The sequence below is a fragment of the Bradyrhizobium sp. CCBAU 11434 genome (assembly GCF_028128895.1).
In the GTDB taxonomy this organism is placed as follows: domain Bacteria; phylum Pseudomonadota; class Alphaproteobacteria; order Rhizobiales; family Xanthobacteraceae; genus Bradyrhizobium; species Bradyrhizobium zhengyangense.
The window spans coordinates 196,208-215,920 of sequence record NZ_LBJX01000097.1 but is presented as its reverse complement, the minus strand read 5'-3'; the positions used below and the strand labels follow the sequence as shown (position 1 = coordinate 215,920).

The following is a 19,713-nucleotide window of genomic DNA, read 5'->3' as shown; positions in this document are numbered from 1 at the left end:
CTCGAAGGAATAGAAATGGATCCAGGAAAATCGATTGCGCTGGGCGGGCTGATCTCGGTTTCGCTGCTCGCCAACATCAGCCAGGCGGAGGCCATCGATCTCAACGGCCCCTGGGCGACCGACGCAAACAACTGTCAAAAGGTCTTCGAGCGCAAGGGCAACCAGGTCGGCTTCACCGACATGTCTGAAGTTTTCGGCGGCGGCTTCATCGTCGATGGCGACCAGATCATCGGCAAGTTCGCACGCTGCCGGATCAAGGCGCGGAAGGACGACGGGCCAAATGTCAATCTGATCGCGGCCTGCGCGACCGACATCATGCTTTCCAGCGTCCAGTTCAGCCTGAAGGAGCTGGATGCCGACAGTCTCGTCCGCCTGTTCCCGGGCATGGAGGACATGGAGATCCGCTATCACCGCTGCCCGGCGAAGCCTGGGCAATAGTGCCCGCTCTGTGGCCTGTTGGAGCCACGCAATTCCCGCTAGAATTATGGCTAGAAGCGGCTGGAAAGGCCGCCGGCGGAGCGAGATGAGCGGGCGCAAATCCAGGGTGTCGGTCAAGCTGAGGCCGGTTTGGGCTGTTTGGCTCGGCCTCGGCCTGTTGCTGGGCGCCTGCGTTCTCTCCGGCAGCGCCGATGCCGCCCAGCGCAGCGCGCGCGGCGAACTCAAGCGCGTGCTCATCCTGCATTCCTTCGGCCGCGAATTCCGCCCCTGGAGCGAGTATGCGCGGAGCATCAAGGCCGGGCTCGAGCAACGATCGTCCTGGCCGCTCGACATCCAGGAACACGCGCTGCTCAGCGCGCGTTTCAACAATCCTGGCCCGGAAGCGCCCTTCGTCGAGTATCTCGCCTCGCTCTATCAGGGCGCACCGCCCGACATCGTGTTGAGCATCGGTGCTCCGGCGGCGCGGTTCGTGCAGCGGTATCGCGCGAAGCTTTTCCCCGATACGCCGATGGTGCTGACCGTGGTCGAGGAGCGGCTGGTGAACCGCCTTGATCTTACCGACAACGACGTCGTTGTGTCGGCACGTCTCGATTTCATGGCGGTGTTTGACAATATTTTGCGCGTCCTGCCGGACACCAAAACGGTCGGCATCGTGATCGGAGCATCGCCACTCGAGAACTTCTGGATCGACCAGTTGAAGCAGGATCTCAAACCGCTCGGAAATCGTGTCGACCTCGTCTGGTATTCCGACCTGCCATTCGAGGAGATCCTCCATCGCGCGGCCAAGCTTCCGCCCCATACTGTGCTGTTCTGGGGGCTGATGTCGGTCGACGCTGCAGGCGTCGTCTACGAGGGGGACATAGCCTTGCGTAGCCTGCGCGCGGTCGCCAACGCGCCGATTTTCTCGTACCAGGACCCCTTCTTCGGCGACGGCACCGTCGGCGGCCCGATGCAGCTCACGGCGGAGATCAGCCGCGAGACGGTCGATACGGTGATGCGTGTTCTCGGAGGCGAGAAACCGTCTGCCATCAAGTACGCGCCGATCGAATTCGGGCGGCCGAAATATGATTGGCGCGAATTGCAGCGCTGGGGCATCAGCGAAAGCAATCTGCCTCCCGGCAGCGAAGTTCTGTTTCGCGAGCCCACCATCTGGGAGCGCTATCGCAAGCAGATATTGCTGATCGCCGCCATCATTCTGGTGCAGGCTGGCTTGATCAGCGGATTGCTGCATGAGCGCCAGCGCCGCCGGGTTGCAGAGGTCGAGTCGCGCCAGCGCTTCGCAGAGCTTGCCCACGCAAACCGCTATTCGGCCGTCGGTGAGTTGACGACCTCGATCGCGCATGAACTCAATCAGCCGCTGGGCTCGATCCTGACCAACACCGAGGCGGCCGAGCTCATGCTTAAGGGCAATTCACCCGACCTCAACGAGATCCGCCTGATCCTCGCCGATATCAGGCGCGACGATCAGCGGGCGAGCGAGGTGATCCGCCGGCTGCGCAGTGTCCTGAAGAAGACGCCGTTCGAGGTCAAGGATATCGAACTCAACGAAACGGTCCGGGAAGCGGTCGGCCTCGTCAGGGCCGTTGCCGACGGACGCCGGATCACGCTGATCTACACGCCGGTGTTGGTCGATCTGCACGTCAAGGGCGATCCCATCCAGCTTCAGCAGGTCGTTCTCAACCTGATCATCAACGCGATGGACGCGATCTCCGATGCGAGCACCGGCAGACGCGAGGTCAGCGTCTGGACCGTGCGCATCAGTGGCGAGGCCGAGGTCAATGTCGTCGATACCGGACCGGGTGTGCCGGCCTCCGATCTCGCCCATGTGTTCGATCCCTTCTTTTCCACCAAGCCTCAAGGCATGGGCATGGGACTTGCGATCGCGAAAACCATCGTCGAGGCCCACCAGGGCACGATCAGCGCTACCAACCAACAGGCGGGCGGGGCACGGTTCGCCATCCGGCTGCCGCTCCTCGGCTGATCTCTCGCGCCGCAACAGCTCGGTGGCCCGATTCCGTTGATCTCGATCAACGAAAGCCGGTCCCCCGGCCCGATGGTCGTGGATGGAAAGTTGGCGGAGGTCGTGATGTTTCGCTGCGGCAATATCCTGATGGCGCTTGCGCTGATGGTGGCGGTTCCCGCCGTCGCAATGGCTCAGGCCACCACGCCGGCAACGCCGGCCGCCGCTCCAGCTGCGCAGACGCAGCCGGCAGCGCCACCAGCAACTGCCGCCGAGCTCTTGAAGCCCGAGCAGCTCGAGGCGCTGGTCGCGCCGATCGCGCTCTATCCCGATGAATTGCTGGCCAACGTGCTGGCGGCCTCGACCTATCCGCTCGAAGTGGTGCAGGCCGATCGCTGGCTGAAGGACAACAAGAGCCTCAAGGGCGACGCGCTGAAGACGCAGGTCGACAAGCAGAGCTGGGACGACAGTGTCAAGGCGCTCGCCAGCACGGCGGACGTTCTCGCCATGATGAGCGACAAGCTCGAATGGACCCAGAAGCTCGGCGACGCCTTTCTGGCCCAGCAGCCCGACGTGATGGATGCGATCCAGCGTCTGCGCAACAAGGCTTACGACAATAAGAAGCTGGTCACCACCAAGCAACAGAAGGTCAGCGTCCAGTCCCAGGAAGGCAAGCAGGTCGTCGTCATCCAGCAGGCCAACCCTGCGGAGATGTACGTTCCGTATTACGATCCGGCGACGGTCTACGGCACCTGGCCCTATGCGGAATATCCGCCCTATTACTGGGGCTATCCCTCCTATATCGGCGCGGGCGTAGTCGCAGCCGGCATCGCCTTCGGTACCGCCTGGGCGATCGGGCGCTGGGGCAATTACTGGGGCGGCGGCTGCAACTGGGGTAACCGCAACGTCTACGTCAATCATCGCACCACCAACATCAACGGCGGGGGGTGGCAGCACAATCCGGCGCATCGCGGCGGAGTGCGTTACAACAACACCAACGTCCAGCAGCGCTTCGGCAACACCAACGTCAGGGCGGGCGCGTCGGACCGGATGGATTTCCGCGGCCGCGACGGCAATCAGGTGCTGCGTCCCAACCAGGGCGGCCCAGGAGATCGTGCAGGAGACCGTGCTGGCGATCGTGCAGGCGATCGTGCCGGTGACCGTGCAGGTGATCGTGGCGGTCCGGGCGATCGGGCCGGAGATCGGGCTGGTGATCGCGCGGGCAATCGCGGCGATCGAGCGGGCGCTGGCGACCGCGCCGGTGCCGGTGATCGTACCAAGGGCGGCGGCGACCGCGCCAAAGCTGGCAACAAGGGCGGGGGAGATCGTACGAAGGCTGCGAACCGCGGCGGCGCCGCTGCCAATCGCGGCGGCGCCATGAACGTCTCTTCCAGCCGGTCGGCAGCGGCAGCATCGGCACGCGGAAGCGCGAGCATGGCGAGCATGCCGCGCGGGGGCGGTGGCGGACCGAGCATGGCCGGGCGCGGCGGCGGTGGTGGAATGGCCGCGCGTGGCGGAGGCGGTGGTTTCGGAGGTGGAGGCGGCCGTGGCGGCGGCGGCGGTGGCCGGCGCTCCGATATCGCGCTGAAGCACGACATCGTCCTGCTCGGCCATCTCTCCAACGGGCTCGGCTATTATCGCTTCAGCTACATCGGCAGCGACAAGACCTATGTCGGCGTGATGGCGCAGGAGGTCGAGCAGGTGATGCCTGACGCGGTGACCCGTGGCAGCGACGGTTATCTGAGGGTCTATTACGACAAGCTCGGGCTGACATTCCGCACGTACCGCGACTGGCTCGCCGGCGGCGCGAAGATCCCGGCGGCGGAGGTGACGCCATGAACGGCAGGAAATCGTTCCATCGTGCGATCGTGCCCGGCGTGATCGCGCTGGTACTGTTCGCCTCGCCGTCGCGGGCGCAGCAATCCTACAAGTCCCCGGAGGACGCCGCAGCCGCGCTAGCCGACGCGGTCAAGGCGGGCCCGAAAGACATCCTGAAAGTGCTGGGCAGGGCGGCCGAGGACATCGTCTCGTCAGGTGACGAGGTCGCCGACAAGGACATCCGCGCGCGGTTCTCGTCAATGTACGACACCAAGCATGGCATCAAGGCGGAGGGCAACAAGACCGCGACGTTGTTGCTGGGGCCCGACGACTTCCCTTTCCCGATTCCGCTGGCGAACACCAAGGCCGGCTGGGAGTTCAATACGGACGAAGGCCGCATCGAGGTGCTTCGCCGGCGCATCGGCCGCAACGAGCTCGACGCGATCCAGACCGCGCTCGCCTATGTCGACGCGCAGAACGAATACGCCGACAGGGACCGCGGCGAAGGCGCCGGTGTCTATGCCCAGCGCTTCGTCTCGTCGCCTGGCAAGAAGGACGGCCTGTTCTGGCGTGACGACAGCGATCCGAGCCCGCTCGGCCCACTGGCGGCTGAGGCCTCGAAGGAGGGCTATCGCGCCGGCGACGTCGGACCCGCGCCCTATCACGGTTACTACTTCCACATCCTCAAGGGGCAGGGGCGCGATGCGCCGGGCGGCACGCTCAACTATGTCGTCAAAGGCAAGATGATCGGCGGCTTCGGGCTGATCGCCTGGCCCGCCGAATACGGCAATTCCGGCGTGATGACCTTCCTGGTCAACCATGCCGGCACCGTCTACCAGAAGGATCTCGGCAAGCGCACCGAGTTCATCGCCGAGCGCACCACGCTGTTCGATCCTGACGAGACCTGGAAGAAGGTCGATGCCGCAAAACCCTGAATGGCGCATCGACATTCGCCGTCACGCGTTCCGTCTGATGGCGGTCTTTCTGCTCGCGATCGGGTTAGCGGCGCCGCCGAAGCCGTCCTTTGCGCAGGCTGCCGGCCATGTCCGGGCCAAGATCGTCAAGGCCGGCCTGCTGGTCGGCGGCGGCGTCGGCCGCGGCGTGCTCACCTATCGCGGTAAGACCTATCCATTCAAGATCACTGGCCTGAGCCTTGGCATCACGGCCGGCGCCACGGTCGGTCGCTTCGATGGCTGGGCCTCTGATATCCGCGACGTCGGCGACTTCGCCGGCACCTATAGCTCCGTCGGCGGCGGCTTTGCGCTGGTCGGCGGCGTCAACGGTGTTCATCTTCGCAACGAGAAGGGCGTCACCATCATTCTGCAAGGCCCCAAAGCTGGGCTCGAGCTTGCGGCCAATATCAGCGAGATAACGATCTCGCTGAAGTGAGCCACGTCGCACGCGCCGTCTTCAGGCGATCTTCAACTTGAGCGTCAACAGCGCCGCTGAGCTGAGCGCAACTGCGACGCCGATCGCGCACGCCGTCCATCCCATCGAATCAAAGAGTTGTCCAAGCACTGCCGTACCTGTCAAACCTCCGAGGAAATAGCAGGCCAGATAGGTGCCGCTGGCGACGCCGCGGTTGTCGGTCGCGGCCTGCCCGACGAAGCCCGTCGCGACCGCTTGAGCGAAGAACGTCCCCACGCCGACCAGGACCATGCCTGTCAACACCTCGGCAAGATGCGGGCGCAGCATCAAAAGCACGCCAAGCGCGGCAAGGCCGAGCGCGCCCCAGATGGCCGGTCGTGTCCCGATGCGCGTGGCGACCTTGCCGGCAAAAAGGGTGGTGACGATCGAGGGCAGGAAGACAAAATAGACGAAGCCAAGGTCCATCATCCCAAGCGAGAGTGGCGGCCGCACCAGCACGAAATTCACGAACGTGAAGGTCCCGATGAAGGCGAACAGGATGCAAAAGCCGATGCCGAAAGCTGCGCGCAGCCGTGGATTGCGCCAATGCGCGAACATGGCGGCAAGTGGCGAGGCGGCTGGAGTCATCGCATGCATCGGCTGGACGCGATTGATGGTGAAATAGACCAGCACAGCGCCCGTCAGATTGAGCGCGGCAAAGAAGTAGAAATTCCCGGACAGTCCAAGGCTGTCAGCGACGGCGGCCGAGATCAGCCGCCCGATCAGATTGCTCGCGACGTTTCCGGTGATGTAGGCGGCAAACGCCCCGCCGGCATCCGTCGCGCTGCATTGTTCGCCGAGGTGAGCGAGCGTCAGCGCAAACGCCGACGCCATGCACAGGCCTTGCGCGACCCGAAGACCCGTGAAGACAGCAAGGTTGGGCGCCACCGCAAGCAGACTGGTCGGGATCGCGAGCAGCGTGAGGCTGAGAAGAATGCCAAGCCGCCGGTCGATATGCGGGCTGAGGAAGCCGACGACGAGGCTTGAGATCGCCATGCCAAAGGTGGAGGCGTTGACAGCAAAGCCCATGGCGGCCGGCGTCACGCCGTAATGGCGCGTCAGGGACGGCAGAATGGCCTGGGTCGCAAAGAGATCGACGACCGTCAGGAACGCGGTCAACCCGATGACGAGCGAGCGGAAGGCGACGCCGGGCGAGCGTCCGTGCATCGCCATGTTCGCGGGTCTCACGTGCGCGGACAGATCCGTCATGACACGGCATCTCCTGGCGAGAAGGAGGATGTGACGCCCGGCATGTGGGGCGACATGGGGGGCGGGCGTCACATCCAGTAGCGAGGGCAGGGGCTTGGTGTACTCGCTACATGTTGTGGTCGTGCTGATCCTTGCGGACGTCGCCGACATAGAGAATGACGGTTTCCTTGCCGAGATTCTTCCACCAATGCGAGGTGCCGGAAACTTCGGGCCTGATATCGCCGGCCTTGTGCACGATCGGATCGACGCAATTGGAGGCGTATTCGACGATCTCGCCCTGCTGCACGAAGATCAGTGCCGGACGGTCGTCATGGCTATGCCAGGGCACGATGCCGCCGGGTTCGATCGTCAACTTGCGGAATCGCAGCTCGCGATCTTTGATGTTGGCCGGCTGCTTCTCGAGGTCGATCGAACCGAGCGTGACGTCGGTGACGCCGACCGGCTTGTAGTCGACCATCTGCCGTGCATTCGGCTTCATCTTGTCGGCCGGGCATTCGCCCGCGAAGGCCGGTTGCGCGGTGAGTGCGAAGGCGCAGGCGAGGGCGAGGGCAGGCCAGATGGTGTACGAGAGCTTGAGGTTCGTGGTCATTTCATGTGTCTCCTCTGTTGGCCGCGACCTTCGGTCACCGGCTATGGCATCAGCATCGTCGAAGTGGTGCGCTTGATGAAATACCGTCTGTCTCTTGAGACGATAGCGTGCCGCTATGCGCGCCCGAGCATGTGCTTGATGTCGGCCGAGAACGTCGGATAGGCGTAGACATTGTCTCGGAGTTGGCTGGCCGTGATGCTGAACTTGATCGCGAGCCCGAAAATGTTGATGAGCTCCTGGCTGCCGTGGCCGACGAAATGCGCTCCGAGGATACAGTCCGAGACGCGGTCCACGATCACCTTCGACCAGGCGACGGTTTCGGCATAGGATCGAGCTGAGAACCAGTCGCGCATGTCGTTGACGTGAACGTCGATGGTGGCACCGGTCTGCCACGCCGTGGTTTCGGTAATGCCCACGGCGGCCAGCGCCGGCACGGTGTAAACAGATGTCGCCATACCCGCATAATCGGGCCTATGTTTCGCTCCGGCGACGATATTGCGTCCGACGATGTCGCCTTCATAGGTCGCGATTGGCGACAGTTGCGGTGAGATCGGGACCGCGTCGCCGCAGACATAGACCAGCGGGTTTGATCTCGAGCGCAGATACTGATCGATCGCGATGCGGCCATTGGCATGCTCGACGCCACCTGCGGCGAGATCGAGACCGTCGATATTTGCCACGCGGCCGGCACCATTGACGACGCGATCGGCCACAGCGGCATGTTCGACGCCGTCATGGGTGAATATCACGCGAAGCTGCCCGCCGGCGGCCTCTATGCGCCGGACGTCGACACCGGTGTTGATCTTGATTCCGAGCCGCTCGCTCTCGGCCCGCAATTGGGCGACCGCGTCGGCGTCCATGGTGGGCAGAAGCTGCGGAAGCGCTTCCAGAATGGTCACGGCCGCGCCGGCCCGCGCATAAACATGGCCGAATTCCAGTGCAATCACGCCGCCGCCCACGAAGATCATCGAGGTCGGCAGCACCCGGTCGCGCAGCATGTCGTCCGAGGTTATCATGTGCTCGGCACCGGGAATCGGCAGAGGCCGCGGCCTTGATCCCGTTGCGATCACGATATGGCGGCCTTCCAGCAGACGGTCGCCGACGCGAATGGTATTGGACGAGACAAAGGTACCAAAGCCCTTGATCACCTCGACCTCGCGGCGCGTCATCGCGCGGGTAAGATTGGCCGGAATGTCCTTGATCATGTCCTTTTCGCGGTCGATCAGTGCGGCCCAGTCGAGCCGCGGCCTGCCGACCGCGATGTGGTGCGCCTCGGCGCGCTCGATGTCGTGCAGCGCCTGACCTGCGGCGACCAGGACTTTTTTCGGCGTGCAGCCCCGGTTGGGGCAGGTGCCGCCGAGATCGGATGCTTCGATCATGGCGACGGACTGGCCGGCCCGCCGGACCGGGCCGGTCACGCCGATCCCGGCATTACCGCCACCCATGATCACCACATCAAATGTCTCGCGTGCCATGGAAGCAGCACCTATTTGCCGGAGATCGTGGACGTGATCGATCTGACGACTGTCGTGGCCATCTTGAACTGCGCTTCGCGGTTTGTGATGTTGTGGCGCTTGGCGATCCAGTCGAAATCGGTCCACACTGCCCAAACATCGCCATTGTCGTCCTGCGTTAGCAACAGGCGCACCGGCCAGTCGAGTCCGGCATTGGGATTGGCGGTGATGAACTGGGTGCCGAGTGGCGGATTACCGAAGATGAGCAGCGTCGAGGGACGCAGCTTGATGCCGGCATCAGCAGCAAGCTTCGATTGGTCGACCTCGAGGAAGAACTTGATGCCCTTGGCGGCGATGTCGGCCTTGATGCGACTGATTGCCTCCGCCATCGGCACGGCACTTTTTACGCGAACGACGCCGTCATCGCTGTCGGCGCGGGCCGCCGGGGCGGCGCCCGACAGCAGGAGAAATATCAGTGCCAGCGAGGCGGCGAAATGGGAGAGAGGCGAGGCGATTTGGCGATTCATGATCGGCTCCTGACGGCTGCAGCTTGGACTGCGCTCAGGATGGACGCCGCACTGAACGAGGTGAAATGCGATCTTGCTCTCGATGCGATAGCCCCGTGCTATCGGGCTTCGATAGGCGACGGCTATCGAACCGATTGGGGATCGGCATTTCCGCCTTCAGGAAATCCGGCGTTCGATGCCAGGGTGCCCAGTCGGCGTTGACGGTGACCCTTGCAGGGGGGACCAGAACGCAAAATAATGTCCCTCGCACCATGTGCCGGAGCGGAAGAATGACGTCCCTGACCCCAGCCGATGCTGAGCAGTTGAAACTCGCCTTTCAGCGCTGCCGCGACATGGAGGGCACGCTGAACGAGCAGCTTCGCGCCTATGCGGATGCCGGCCGCGAGATATTCCCGGCTTACGGGGATGCGGTCGATCGCCTGGTCGAGCGACTGAGCCAGAACGGGGGCGGCGAGAACGCGCCGCGTCCGGGCGAGGTGATGCCGCCCTTCCTGCTGCCCGACGATCGGGGGCAACTCGTCGGGCTGCCATCATTGCTTGCACGCGGGCCTGTGGCCGTCATGTTCTTTCGCGGGCACTGGTGTCCCTACTGCCGGTTGAACGTCCGCGCGGTGATCCAGGCCCAGGATCGGATCCGCGCGGTAGGCGCACAGATCGTCGCGATCATGCCGGAGACGCAGGAGTTTACCGGGAAGTTCATCGCCGATTCGGGCGCGCCGTTCCCGGTGCTCACCGACCTCGACAACGGCTATGCGCTGTCGCTCAACCTGGCGATCTGGCTTGGCACCGAGATCCAGCGGTTATTGTCATACCAGGACATGGCAAAATTCCACGGGAATGACGGCTGGATGTTGCCGATCCCGGCTGTGTTCGTTGTCGGTCGGGACGGCCTCGTCAAAGCCCGCTTCGTCGACCCCGATTTTCGCAAGCGCATGGAGATCGACGATTTGCTCGCGGCGCTGGAGAGCGCGGGCCGGGAGAATTAGTTTTGCCGTCGCCGACTCCTCTCCGACAGGAGGGGATATCACCCCGCAATCGCCCGCCAATCCGCGCCGCGCAGCATCCGCATCACCGTGTTCGCGACGGCTGTCCGCTGACGGCCAGCGATGCCGTAGAGGCTAACGGTGCGGCGCGCGTCGAGGCCGCTCACGGCGGCGCGCTTGAGGTTCTCGGGCACCGGTGAGGAGTGCGGCATCAGCGCGATGCCGATGTCGGCCTCGACAAGCTCGATCAGGTCGCGCTCGCTGGAGATCTCATGGCCATGATCGACATCGATGCCGTGCTCGCGCAAGCTCGACGAGATCCGGCCGGCATGCTCGCAATAGTTTCGGCTCAGCAATTGCTCTGCGCGCAGATCGTCGAATTCGATCGTGCCCTGGCTCGCAAGCCGGTGACCTTTTCCGATCACGAGGTCGAAATTCTCGGTGAATAGCGGCCAGACGTCGAGCCGCTCCCAGGCCCCGTCAATCTCGGCGGCAATGCCGAGCTCGGCTTCACCCTTCTTGAGATAGTCGGCGACTTCGCGGCTTGAACCACGCAAGAAGCGGAACTCGAGCCGGTTGAACTGCCGCCTGATCTGATTGAGGTGGGGGATGAGCAGTGAAAGATCGATTGCATGGGTCAGTGCGACACGCAGCGCGCCGACCTCACCGCTTTTGAAGGAGGAGGCGAGTGAGCGTGCGCCGGCGGCGGCCTCATAGCACTGCTTCAACAGCGGATGCATCCGTTGGCCAAGCTCGGTCAGTTGTGCGGCCGGCCGCTCGCGGCGAAACAAGTCGCCGCCAAGCTCGGCCTCGAGTTGCTTGATGGCGCGCGTCAGCGAAGGCTGCGTCACGTTGCATTCCTCGGCGGCGCGCGTGAAGTTCAGGAGTTGCGCTACCGCGAGGAAATAGCGGACCTGGTGCATTTCCATGGATGGCTCCCAGCAGGATCGGGACGGAACTTAACCGATCGGGACGGGGAATGACATCCCGCGCCCGATAGCGCGCGCGTATCATTTCGGAAGCCATCAGGCATTTCCGCTTCTTGAGGCCATCGCTCACAATTCGCATCAGTCAGGGGTCCGGTCACGAGGCCGACCCGTCGTCATAGGAGGATTGGCCATGAATATTCCCGTCAAGCCACAGACATCTCAGACCACAAGGGCGCTCGCCGGCAAAGTCGCGCTCGTCACGGGCTCGACCAGCGGCATCGGGCTCGGCATCGCCAGGGCGCTCGCCGCTGAAGGTGCCGACGTCGTCCTGAACGGGCTCGGCATCGCGGCCGAGATCGGCAAGATCCGTGAGCAGATTGCGGCCGAGTTCGGCGTCAAGGCAAGCTTCTCGCCCGCCGATATGACCCGGCCGAAATCGATTGCCGAGATGATCGCCGCGACCATCGCGGAGTCCGGCCGGCTCGACATCCTCGTCAACAACGCCGGCATCCAGCACGTCGCGCCGCTTGATCAATTCCCGGTCGAAAAATGGGACCAGATCCTTGCGATCAATCTGACCTCGGCCTTTCACACCACGCGGCTTGCACTTCCCGCGATGCGCCAGAACGGCTTCGGCCGTATTATCAATATCGCCTCGACGCACGGCCTTGTGGCTTCGCCTTTCAAAGCGGCCTATATCACCGCCAAGCACGGAATCGTTGGCCTGACCAAGGTGACGGCGCTGGAGACTGCGGAGGAGGCGATCACCTGCAACGCGATCTGTCCCGGCTATGTCTACACGCCGCTGGTCGAAGCGCAGATCGACGATCAGGCCAAGGCTCACGGCATTTCCCGCGACCAGGTGATCCGCGACGTCCTGCTCGCGCAGCAGCCCAACAAGCGCTTCACCACGGTGGAAGAACTCGGCGCTCTCACGGTGTTTCTCTCGACGGAAGCTGCAGGCTCGATCACCGGCATTGCGCTGCCGGTCGATGGCGGCTGGACCGCGCATTGACATGAGCCGGCGTAACAAACCGCGACGATTCCCGGATATTCAACCAGTGCAAGCTCACAGGGAGCGCGACATGAACGGCAATACAGAGAGTATCGGGTCACGTGACCTGCCGGGCCAGGTCGTGCTGGTGCTGCAAGGCGGCGGCGCGCTCGGCTCCTACCAGGCCGGCGTCTACCAGGCCTTGCATGAGGCCGGGATCGAGCCGGACTGGATCATCGGCACCTCGATCGGTGCGATCAATGCCAGCCTGATCGCTGGCAATGAGCCGGAGCATCGGCTCGAGCGGCTGAAAGTGTTTTGGAAGCGGATGGAGCAGAGCCCGGCCTGGAGCTTCCGCACCGCATTCCCCGGCTTCAACGAGAAGCTCACCTATTGGTCGACCGTCACCAGCGGCATTCCCGGCTTCTTCCGGCCCAATCCGCTGGCGCATGCCGGTGATTCCTATCCGCTCGGCGCCGATCACGCAGGCTTCTATTCCACCGCGCCGCTCGAGAAGACGCTGAACGAGCTTGTCGACTTCAGCCTGGTCAATCGCTGCACGCCGCGGCTCACGGTGGGCGCGGCCCATGTGCGCTCGAGTCGTATGCGCTATTTCGACAGCCGCGACGGCGAGCTGACAGTGAAGCATGTGATGGCGTCAGGCGCGCTGCCGCCGGCGTTTCCGGCCGTGCGTATCGACGGCGAGCTCTACTGGGACGGGGGGATCCTGTCCAACACGCCGACGGAAGCGGTGTTCGACGACAATCCGCGCAAGAACTCGCTGATCTTCGCGGTGCATCTCTGGAATCCCGTAGGTGGTGAGCCAACCACGATGGCCGAGGTCCTGAACCGCCATAAGGACGTTCAATACTCCAGTCGGATCGCAAGCCAAGTTACGCGCCAGCAGCAGGCGCATCGTTTGCGTCACGTCATCAACCAGCTGGCCGCAAGGCTCCCCGAGCACGAACGCGGTAATCCGGCAGTCCGTGAACTGATGAGCTATGGCTGTCCGACACGAATGCATGTGGTGCGGCTGCTTGCCCCGCAACTCGATCATGAGACGCACACCAAGGATATCGACTTCAGCCCGACCGGGATCATGCGGCGCTGGGAGGCTGGCTATGCACACACCCGGGCGGCATTGGCAAGCAAGCCATGGGAAGGCGAGTTCGACCCGCTGGCGGGCGTGATCCTGCATGATCAGCACGAGATGATGCCGATGGCAGCCGAATGAGACGTGCCATCGGGATCATTGTCGCTTGCCTTGGCCGTGATGAGCTCGCCGCGTGGGATTTAACGAGAGGATGTCCGTGGGGACATGACCACGGACATCCTGCTATGTCTTACGGGCGCGCCTCGAGGATCAGGTTGAACGGCGTCTCCGCGGCACGGCGGAAACGCGTGAAGCCGCCCTGGCGGACCACATCGCGCAGTCGCGCTTCGCCAGCCTGCGCTCCCAGGGCCAGGCCGACTTCCTGGTCCAACGATGCCGGCGTGCAGACCATCGTCGAGGCCGCGTAGTAGACGCGCCCGACCGGGTTCAGATTCTCCTCGAGACGGTCCTTGGCGAACGGCTCGATCAAGAGGCAGGTGCCGTCATCGGCAAGCGTGGAGCGGGTATGCCGTAGCGCGCCGACGGGATCGCCCATGTCGTGCAGGCAATCGAAGAAGCAAACGAGGTCGTAGGCCTGCGCCGGGAACGTCTTGGCCGAACAGGTGGCGAAGTGGACGCGACCGGAGAGCCCTGCCTCGCTTGCGGCCTTGCGAGCCGCCTCGATCGAGCCGTCGTGGTAGTCGAAGCCGTAGAACGTCGAATTGGGAAACGCCTCGGCCATTAATCGCGTCGAAACGCCGTGCCCGCAGCCGACGTCGGCGACCTTGGCGCCGCGCTTGAGCTTGTCGACCACTCCCTCGAGTGCAGGGAGCCAATCCTGGACCAGATAATGCTTATAGCTGGTACGGAAGAAGCGCGCCGTTCCGCAGAACAGGCACTCGCTGCGCTTGTTCCAACCGACGCCCTTGCCGGTTCTGAAGGCGTCCTCGATCTTGGGTTCGTCGAGGAAAGTCGCTGAGACGAGGCTGCCGACCGCGCCGAGGAAGACAGGGCTGTCCTCGTCTGCCAGCGCAAGAATCTGCTCCGGCAGCATCGAGAATGTGCCTGTAGCACTGTCGTACTCGACGTAGCCAGAAGCGGCCTGTGCCGCGAGCCACTCGCGGATGTAGCGCTCGGCGGTGCCGGTCGCCTTGGCCAGGGCGGCGGCATCCATCGGACCGTCTTGTGCAAGAGCCTTGTAGAGGCCGAGCTTGTCGCCGAGCAGCATAAGCGAAGCGCTCATCGCTGCGCCGACGTCGCCGATCATCTTGCCCATGAAAGAATTGAGGCGGTCTTCGTTGACTTCCATGACGTTCCTCCATTGCGTTCGAGTTGAACTTGAGGGCTTCGCGCACGGACGGTCACAACTATCCGGGCGTTATCGGTCGGGACGCATCACAAACCTGCAAAACAAATGATCGAGCGAGACCCGCCCCGGTCCATAGGCCATGATCGCCAGCGCCATCGCGGCCCAGGTGATGTGGACCGGCCAGCCGTCCGGCACGGTGAGCTCGACGATGACGGTCATGAACAGCAGCCCAAGTGCGGCAAAGCGCGTGCCGAGGCCGAGCACCAGCAGGACTGGAAACATAATCTCGCCGCAGCCGGACAGGAAGGCCATCGTCGCGGGGATCGGGTAGTGATAGGGGCCGCCGGGCAGATGCAGCATGAACTCGTCGGTAAACAGCGTCACCGCAACGTCGCTGAGCTTGAGAAAGCCAGTCCATTTGAGGATCCCGGAACGCCAGAATGGGACCGCCAATGCCAGGCGCAGCGCGAGCTGCACCATGGATGGAGTTGCGATCGTCTGGACGAGACCATTGGCTCGGTCGATGAGCGCTCCGAAAGAAGGCATGGCTGTTGCGGGCGCGATGCGTTGTTCTGAGATCATCTTGCGTCTCCAGACGTCAGCGAGGCGAAGGCGCCCGCCTCGAACAGGCCGGCGATGTTGGTGGCGAGATCGAATTCGGGTTCGTCTTCCAGCGCCGCTGCAGCGGCTTCTGCCAGCATGCATCCCGACATCAGGCAGGCCAGGAACGCCGCGCCGCCGGGCGGTAACAGTTGCACAACGACATCGGCGTCCGGCCGCGTGATCAGCGCGTCTTCTGGTACAGATGCGTCGATGGTGCTCGCAGCCGCTGTGCCGCGGTTGGCGGCAAAGATGGTCACCGCCGCGTAAGACGACCGCACCACACGGGTCGCCGGATGCACAGTGAAGACAAGACTGGCTAGGCGATCCGGCGCGACAGTTGCGAGTGCAGACGGCGAAAGCGTCGTGCTGTCGGCGGCGTGATAGGCGTCAAGCCATGCCCGCTCGATCCGCGCGACATCGGCGAGCCAGGGCAGCGACTGCGCGTGTTCATAACCTTCGATGAAGGCCGGAAAATTGCGACCGTAGTCGAACAGCAGGGGGGACGTCGGCGGGATTTCCCGGATATGGAAACGCGCCATGGCACGGAAAAAATCTTCTCCCGTCAGGCGCTGCACGGCCGGGTAAATCGACGCGAGCGCGTCGATCAGGCTGACCGTGACGTTGTTGCGATAGACGTTGTAGCACGTGACGGCCGATTTGCCGCATGGCCCGGTCACGATGCTCGGTACCTCGCTGCCAGGATCGAGCAAGGCAGGCGCGAACGCGGCCGCGTAGGAGGCGTGCGGTTCAGGCTGCATGACGAACCGTCCTGATATGGCGATCCAGGATCGCCTGTGCGGCCGCGGCTTCGGCCTGCAGGACGGGCCAATCCGGAATATTGCTGTCCCATTCGATCAGCGTCGGAACAGGGCCGCAGCGCGCGATCACGATCTCGAACAGCTTCCACACTGCGTCCGCGACCGGACCGTCATGGCTGTCGATCAGCAACAGCTTGCCTTCGCCGTCGCTCTGCTCGGCGTGGCCGGCAAGGTGAATTTCGCCGACACGTGCCAAGGGGAAGTCGGCAAGATATTGCAGCGCCGAGAAGCAGTGGTTGGCTGCGGAGACGAAGACGTTGTTGATGTCGAGCAACAGGCCGCAGCCGGTCCGCTCGGACACGGTGCGGATGAAATCTGTTTCGCACATTGTTGAGGTTCGAAACGCGACGTAGGTCGAGGGGTTTTCCAGCAGGATCGGCCGCCGGATCGCCTCCTGAACCTCTTCGATGTGGTCGCAGACGTGGGCGAGTGTCGTCTTGTTGTAAGGCAACGGCAGGAGATCGTTGAAAAAGCTGGTCTCGTGTGTCGACCATGCCAGATGCTCGGAGACGAGGGCGGGCTGGTAGCGCGCGACGAGGCCGCGAAAGCGCGCCAGGTGCGCACGGTCGAGCGGCGCGGGCCCACCGATCGACATGCAGACGCCGTGCAGCGAGAGCTGATGATCGCGGCGCAGCCGTTCCAGCATCCGATGGGGCGGTCCGCCCGCGCCCATGTAATTCTCGGCGTGAACCTCAAAGAAGCCGCGCTGCGGGCCCTCGTCGAGAATTGCGGTGATGTGCTCGGGCTTGAAGCTCGTCCCCGCGACGCCGTCGACGGGAAGCGAAAAGCGGAGGGGGACGGCCGCAGACTTCCGTAGCCTGATCGTTGCGTCCATGTCGCTCCTCCGCGCTTGTTTGCCTTGATGTGGCGTGTGCCTCAGACCGGCTTGAGCGAGCCCTTCTTGCCGCCAGGCAGATCGATGCTGGCGCAGGTGCCGCCCTGGACGAATTTCCATGCGTTGCCCTGGAAATCGACGGTCGAGGTGCCCTGGCAGGTCGTGCCCGGGCCGGCGGCGCAGTCATTCTGGCCCTTCAGCGCCACGCCGAAGCACTTTTCCTTCTTGGCTGCGATGGCGGCATCGGCCTCGGCCTTGGTCAGCGGAGCGGCCGAGGCGAGGGTTGCGAGTGCGGTTGAGACGGCGCCGGCGAGTACGAGCGAGCTGATGGTGGTCCTGGCAGACATGAAATATCTCCTCTGGAGTAGGGCGATGGGCCCACTGTCTCGTTCGTCCTCGCCGCAGCCGCCGTTACAGGAGAAACCGCTCACGAGTTGGTGAGACCATTGGGTGACGCGCACGACGCCGTGCGCTTGGGGGCGGATTAGCGCAGGGCACGCGGGATAATTCCAATGCCTTGTCTCTATGGAGACCTTAGCCCGTGGGCATTGGCCGGGACTGCCAGCATCTGCCAGAGGTAACGAACAGCTGCGGGCCTGCGAAGAAGGTTAGCAGTCGACCTCGCCAACCCGTCGGATCACGCCATGAACGCCCATCCCGGACGCGTGACATCAAGCCAGACGCTACGGCGGCTGACGTTCAGCATCCGTCTGGCGGTGTCGGCTCTGGTCCTGACCGCGATCCTTTTGACCGCGGCCTTGTCCAGCCTCCTGTGGTGGCGCACGGCGGAGGCAACCAGCCGGCAACTTGCCTCGACCATCAATGAGCAGATCGTCGCCGCCGTCCGCAAGGAAGTCGGTGCGATCGTCGACGAGGCGCGCGCGGCGCACACCGCGATCCGTACCCTATTCCTGCAGAACGTCCTCGATACCCGCGAGGCCGACAAGCGTGAATTCGTGTTCCTGTCCCAACTGCAATCGCAGGCGACGATCTCCTGGGTTGCGTTCGGCTGGCCCGACGGCGCGTTCTTCGCGGCTCACAAGCTCGGCGACGGCCGGCTCGAGATGATGGAGATCTCGCTGACCGATCATGTCGGCCAGCGCCGCGTTGACGAATACGATGTCGTGCCGGGCGACATCGAGTTCGCCAACCGACGTTTCGAGCCGACCGATTTCCGCGTTGCCGATCGCACCTGGTTCAAGACCGGACTCACGGGCGAAGAGCCCGAATGGTTCAAGGTCACGGACCATCCGATCGGACAACGTCCGTCGATCGCCTTCGCGGGTCCGATCGACGTCTATCAAGAACGCCAGGGCGTTCTCGCAATCATGATCGAATACACGCGCCTTGCGCGCTTCCTCGCCCAGCTCGAGGTTGGCCGCACCGGAACGGCCTTCATCTTCGACGGCAACGGCGAACTCGTCGCCGCGCCCGATAAGGATGCCGACGAATTGCACCCCGCGCGCGGTGGCCAGAAGTTGCTGCCGCTGGCGCAGAAGGCCCTGGCCCAGGCCGGCACTGCCAAGGACGGCTGGCGTAGCCGGCTCACCTCAGACGGCGCCGCCTACGAGTTTGCACTCACGCCGCTGCCGTTTCCCGGCTGGCGGCTCGCAACCATCATTCCAGAGGCCGAATTTCTCGGCCCTGTCGAGACAACGCTACGGCACTTGATCCTCGGCCTCGCCGTCGGCGCGGTGCTTGCGGCGCTCGCGTCCGCCTTGCTCGCCCGCACGGTGATCGCGGCACCGCTCTCCCGTGTCGTCGGCGAGATCCGCCACGTCGAGACCTTTGCACTGGAGCTGGTGCGCCGCCATCCCTCGCGATTGAAGGAAATCGCGAGCTTGTCGGGAGCCATCGCAGAGATGGCCGCCGGCCTTTCGGCGTTCCGAAAGTTCATTCCCGCCGACCTCGTCCGCGCGCTGTTGCGCCAGGGCGTCGAGGCAAAACCCGGTGGCGCGATCCAGGAATTGAGCGTGATGTTCGTGGATGTGGCCGGCTTTACCGGCCTTTCGGAGCGCATGGGCGACCGCGTCGTACCGTTGCTGTCGCGCTATCTCGACCTTGCCTCGGAAGTCGTCGTCGCCAATGGCGGGACGATCGACAAGTTCATCGGCGACGCCGTGATGGCGTTCTGGGGCGCGCCGCAGCCGCAAGCCGATCACGCGGAGCGCTGCTGCCGCGCCGCGCTGGACATCCGCCGCGCGATCGCGGAGTCCGGCCTCACCGACGATCTCGGCCATCCCTTGCAGATCCGCATCGGCATCAATTCCGGCCGCATGCTGGTCGGCAATATCGGCTCCGAGTTGCGGCTGAACTACACGGTGATCGGCGACGCCGTGAACGTGGCGAGTCGCCTCGAAAGCGCGAACAAGAGCTATGGCACGCAAGTCTTGATCGGCGAGGCAACCGAGCGCCTTGCCCGCGGTGCCATTGTCACACGCGAGATCGACAGTATCGCAGTCTACGGCCGCGAGGAGGGGATCGCTGTCCATGAACTGATCGGCTTGGCAGGGAAGGCCGACGCAGAACGCCACGCCGTAACGTGGGTCGCGCGCTACGAGCTGGGCCTTGCGAAATATCGTAGCCGCGAGCTCGAGGACGCGATCGTTGATTTCGAGAAGGTGCTGTCGGATCAACCGCAGGATATTCCGGCGAAGGCAATGCTCGCCCGGTGCAGGGAGCTGCTGGAGGATAAACAGGGATTTTGGCGACCGGTCACCACCTTGAACTCGAAATAGGCATTGAGG

General features: G+C 63.8%; 19 protein-coding genes. 9 read left to right on the top strand and 10 right to left on the bottom strand.

The annotated features are described in order from the left end of the window. Positions 1-15 precede the first annotated feature (15 nt). From XI06_RS28985 to XI06_RS28965, 5 genes are all read left to right on the top strand, one after another. The gene (locus XI06_RS28985; protein WP_237868897.1) at positions 16-438 is read left to right on the top strand and encodes a hypothetical protein; all 423 of its coding nucleotides are present in this window, start codon (positions 16-18) and stop codon (positions 436-438) included. Between the two features lie 85 nt (positions 439-523). Further along, positions 524-2,419, top strand: coding sequence for a sensor histidine kinase (locus tag XI06_RS28980; RefSeq protein ID WP_237890089.1), 1,896 nt, complete (start codon positions 524-526; stop codon positions 2,417-2,419). A gap of 105 nt (positions 2,420-2,524) precedes the next feature. Continuing rightward, positions 2,525-4,237, top strand: a complete 1,713-nt coding sequence (locus tag XI06_RS28975; RefSeq protein ID WP_237869986.1) for a DUF3300 domain-containing protein — start codon at positions 2,525-2,527, stop codon at positions 4,235-4,237. Next, positions 4,234-5,151 carry a DUF2950 domain-containing protein gene (locus XI06_RS28970; protein WP_237862377.1) on the top strand — a complete coding sequence of 306 codons (918 nt, stop codon included), beginning with the start codon at positions 4,234-4,236 and terminating at the stop codon, positions 5,149-5,151. The genes XI06_RS28975 and XI06_RS28970 overlap by 4 nt, the downstream gene beginning before the upstream one ends. Continuing rightward, positions 5,135-5,605 carry a hypothetical protein gene (locus XI06_RS28965; protein ID WP_237862378.1) on the top strand — a complete coding sequence of 157 codons (471 nt, stop codon included), beginning with the start codon at positions 5,135-5,137 and terminating at the stop codon, positions 5,603-5,605. Before XI06_RS28970 ends, XI06_RS28965 begins: the two co-directional genes overlap by 17 nt. Positions 5,606-5,626: 21 nt before the next feature. Here XI06_RS28965 and XI06_RS28960 read toward each other — a convergent pair whose 3' ends face one another. The 4 genes from XI06_RS28960 to XI06_RS28945 form a co-directional block, all read right to left on the bottom strand. Continuing rightward, positions 5,627-6,832 carry an MFS transporter gene (locus XI06_RS28960; protein ID WP_271607058.1) on the bottom strand — a complete coding sequence of 402 codons (1,206 nt, stop codon included), beginning with the start codon at positions 6,830-6,832 and terminating at the stop codon, positions 5,627-5,629. Between the two features lie 106 nt (positions 6,833-6,938). Then, positions 6,939-7,421 (bottom strand): cupin domain-containing protein, encoded by a 483-nt coding sequence (locus tag XI06_RS28955; protein ID WP_237868903.1) that lies wholly within the window; start codon positions 7,419-7,421, stop codon positions 6,939-6,941. Between the two features lie 113 nt (positions 7,422-7,534). Beyond that, on the bottom strand, positions 7,535-8,896 hold the full coding sequence (locus XI06_RS28950) for a dihydrolipoyl dehydrogenase family protein (protein WP_237890088.1): 1,362 nt from the start codon (positions 8,894-8,896) through the stop codon (positions 7,535-7,537). An 11-nt stretch (positions 8,897-8,907) separates the two neighbouring features. Continuing rightward, the gene (locus tag XI06_RS28945) at positions 8,908-9,402 is read right to left on the bottom strand and encodes a DUF302 domain-containing protein (protein WP_237868906.1); all 495 of its coding nucleotides are present in this window, start codon (positions 9,400-9,402) and stop codon (positions 8,908-8,910) included. Between the two features lie 269 nt (positions 9,403-9,671). Here XI06_RS28945 and XI06_RS28940 point away from each other — a divergent pair, with 269 nt between their 5' ends. Next, positions 9,672-10,388 carry a peroxiredoxin-like family protein gene (locus XI06_RS28940; RefSeq protein WP_237862383.1) on the top strand — a complete coding sequence of 239 codons (717 nt, stop codon included), beginning with the start codon at positions 9,672-9,674 and terminating at the stop codon, positions 10,386-10,388. A gap of 38 nt (positions 10,389-10,426) precedes the next feature. Here XI06_RS28940 and XI06_RS28935 read toward each other — a convergent pair whose 3' ends face one another. Continuing rightward, positions 10,427-11,314: a LysR family transcriptional regulator gene (locus tag XI06_RS28935; protein WP_237862384.1), complete on the bottom strand. Its 888-nt coding sequence runs from the start codon at positions 11,312-11,314 to the stop codon at positions 10,427-10,429. Between the two features lie 190 nt (positions 11,315-11,504). Between XI06_RS28935 and XI06_RS28930 the strand changes: the two genes are divergently transcribed. Together XI06_RS28930 and XI06_RS28925 are read left to right on the top strand one after the other, a co-directional pair. Continuing rightward, positions 11,505-12,329, top strand: a complete 825-nt coding sequence (locus tag XI06_RS28930; protein ID WP_237868907.1) for a 3-hydroxybutyrate dehydrogenase — start codon at positions 11,505-11,507, stop codon at positions 12,327-12,329. Positions 12,330-12,399: 70 nt separating this feature from the next. Continuing rightward, the gene (locus XI06_RS28925) at positions 12,400-13,542 is read left to right on the top strand and encodes a patatin-like phospholipase family protein (protein WP_237862386.1); all 1,143 of its coding nucleotides are present in this window, start codon (positions 12,400-12,402) and stop codon (positions 13,540-13,542) included. A gap of 109 nt (positions 13,543-13,651) precedes the next feature. Here the strand turns inward: XI06_RS28925 and XI06_RS28920 are convergent, their stop codons facing one another. From XI06_RS28920 to XI06_RS28900, 5 genes are all read right to left on the bottom strand, one after another. Continuing rightward, positions 13,652-14,710 (bottom strand): class I SAM-dependent methyltransferase, encoded by a 1,059-nt coding sequence (locus tag XI06_RS28920; RefSeq protein ID WP_237868908.1) that lies wholly within the window; start codon positions 14,708-14,710, stop codon positions 13,652-13,654. Positions 14,711-14,779: 69 nt separating this feature from the next. Further along, positions 14,780-15,292, bottom strand: coding sequence for a DoxX family protein (locus XI06_RS28915; protein WP_237862388.1), 513 nt, complete (start codon positions 15,290-15,292; stop codon positions 14,780-14,782). Next, positions 15,289-16,071 (bottom strand): HvfC/BufC N-terminal domain-containing protein, encoded by a 783-nt coding sequence (locus XI06_RS28910; protein ID WP_237862389.1) that lies wholly within the window; start codon positions 16,069-16,071, stop codon positions 15,289-15,291. The genes XI06_RS28915 and XI06_RS28910 overlap by 4 nt, the downstream gene beginning before the upstream one ends. Further along, the gene (gene bufB / locus XI06_RS28905; RefSeq protein ID WP_237862390.1) at positions 16,061-16,966 is read right to left on the bottom strand and encodes an MNIO family bufferin maturase; all 906 of its coding nucleotides are present in this window, start codon (positions 16,964-16,966) and stop codon (positions 16,061-16,063) included. Before bufB ends, XI06_RS28910 begins: the two co-directional genes overlap by 11 nt. A gap of 41 nt (positions 16,967-17,007) precedes the next feature. Further along, positions 17,008-17,313 (bottom strand): BufA1 family periplasmic bufferin-type metallophore, encoded by a 306-nt coding sequence (locus tag XI06_RS28900; RefSeq protein WP_237862391.1) that lies wholly within the window; start codon positions 17,311-17,313, stop codon positions 17,008-17,010. A gap of 297 nt (positions 17,314-17,610) precedes the next feature. On the opposite strand from XI06_RS28900, the gene XI06_RS28895 reads away from it, so the two are divergent. Beyond that, positions 17,611-19,704 carry an adenylate/guanylate cyclase domain-containing protein gene (locus XI06_RS28895; RefSeq protein ID WP_237890087.1) on the top strand — a complete coding sequence of 698 codons (2,094 nt, stop codon included), beginning with the start codon at positions 17,611-17,613 and terminating at the stop codon, positions 19,702-19,704. Positions 19,705-19,713: the final 9 nt, after the last annotated feature.

What these genes read in the sequence shown, in the direction of transcription:
- XI06_RS28985 (WP_237868897.1), top strand. Translation starts at nt 16, where the DNA reads ATGGATCCAGGAAAATCGATTGCGCTGGGCGGGCTGATCTCGGTTTCG.
- XI06_RS28980 (WP_237890089.1), top strand. Translation starts at nt 524, where the DNA reads ATGAGCGGGCGCAAATCCAGGGTGTCGGTCAAGCTGAGGCCGGTTTGG.
- XI06_RS28975 (WP_237869986.1), top strand. Translation starts at nt 2,525, where the DNA reads ATGTTTCGCTGCGGCAATATCCTGATGGCGCTTGCGCTGATGGTGGCG.
- XI06_RS28970 (WP_237862377.1), top strand. Translation starts at nt 4,234, where the DNA reads ATGAACGGCAGGAAATCGTTCCATCGTGCGATCGTGCCCGGCGTGATC.
- XI06_RS28965 (WP_237862378.1), top strand. Translation starts at nt 5,135, where the DNA reads ATGCCGCAAAACCCTGAATGGCGCATCGACATTCGCCGTCACGCGTTC.
- XI06_RS28960 (WP_271607058.1), bottom strand. Translation starts at nt 6,832, where the DNA reads ATGACGGATCTGTCCGCGCACGTGAGACCCGCGAACATGGCGATGCAC.
- XI06_RS28955 (WP_237868903.1), bottom strand. Translation starts at nt 7,421, where the DNA reads ATGACCACGAACCTCAAGCTCTCGTACACCATCTGGCCTGCCCTCGCC.
- XI06_RS28950 (WP_237890088.1), bottom strand. Translation starts at nt 8,896, where the DNA reads ATGGCACGCGAGACATTTGATGTGGTGATCATGGGTGGCGGTAATGCC.
- XI06_RS28945 (WP_237868906.1), bottom strand. Translation starts at nt 9,402, where the DNA reads ATGAATCGCCAAATCGCCTCGCCTCTCTCCCATTTCGCCGCCTCGCTG.
- XI06_RS28940 (WP_237862383.1), top strand. Translation starts at nt 9,672, where the DNA reads ATGACGTCCCTGACCCCAGCCGATGCTGAGCAGTTGAAACTCGCCTTT.
- XI06_RS28935 (WP_237862384.1), bottom strand. Translation starts at nt 11,314, where the DNA reads ATGGAAATGCACCAGGTCCGCTATTTCCTCGCGGTAGCGCAACTCCTG.
- XI06_RS28930 (WP_237868907.1), top strand. Translation starts at nt 11,505, where the DNA reads ATGAATATTCCCGTCAAGCCACAGACATCTCAGACCACAAGGGCGCTC.
- XI06_RS28925 (WP_237862386.1), top strand. Translation starts at nt 12,400, where the DNA reads ATGAACGGCAATACAGAGAGTATCGGGTCACGTGACCTGCCGGGCCAG.
- XI06_RS28920 (WP_237868908.1), bottom strand. Translation starts at nt 14,710, where the DNA reads ATGGAAGTCAACGAAGACCGCCTCAATTCTTTCATGGGCAAGATGATC.
- XI06_RS28915 (WP_237862388.1), bottom strand. Translation starts at nt 15,292, where the DNA reads ATGATCTCAGAACAACGCATCGCGCCCGCAACAGCCATGCCTTCTTTC.
- XI06_RS28910 (WP_237862389.1), bottom strand. Translation starts at nt 16,071, where the DNA reads ATGCAGCCTGAACCGCACGCCTCCTACGCGGCCGCGTTCGCGCCTGCC.
- bufB (WP_237862390.1), bottom strand. Translation starts at nt 16,966, where the DNA reads ATGGACGCAACGATCAGGCTACGGAAGTCTGCGGCCGTCCCCCTCCGC.
- XI06_RS28900 (WP_237862391.1), bottom strand. Translation starts at nt 17,313, where the DNA reads ATGTCTGCCAGGACCACCATCAGCTCGCTCGTACTCGCCGGCGCCGTC.
- XI06_RS28895 (WP_237890087.1), top strand. Translation starts at nt 17,611, where the DNA reads ATGAACGCCCATCCCGGACGCGTGACATCAAGCCAGACGCTACGGCGG.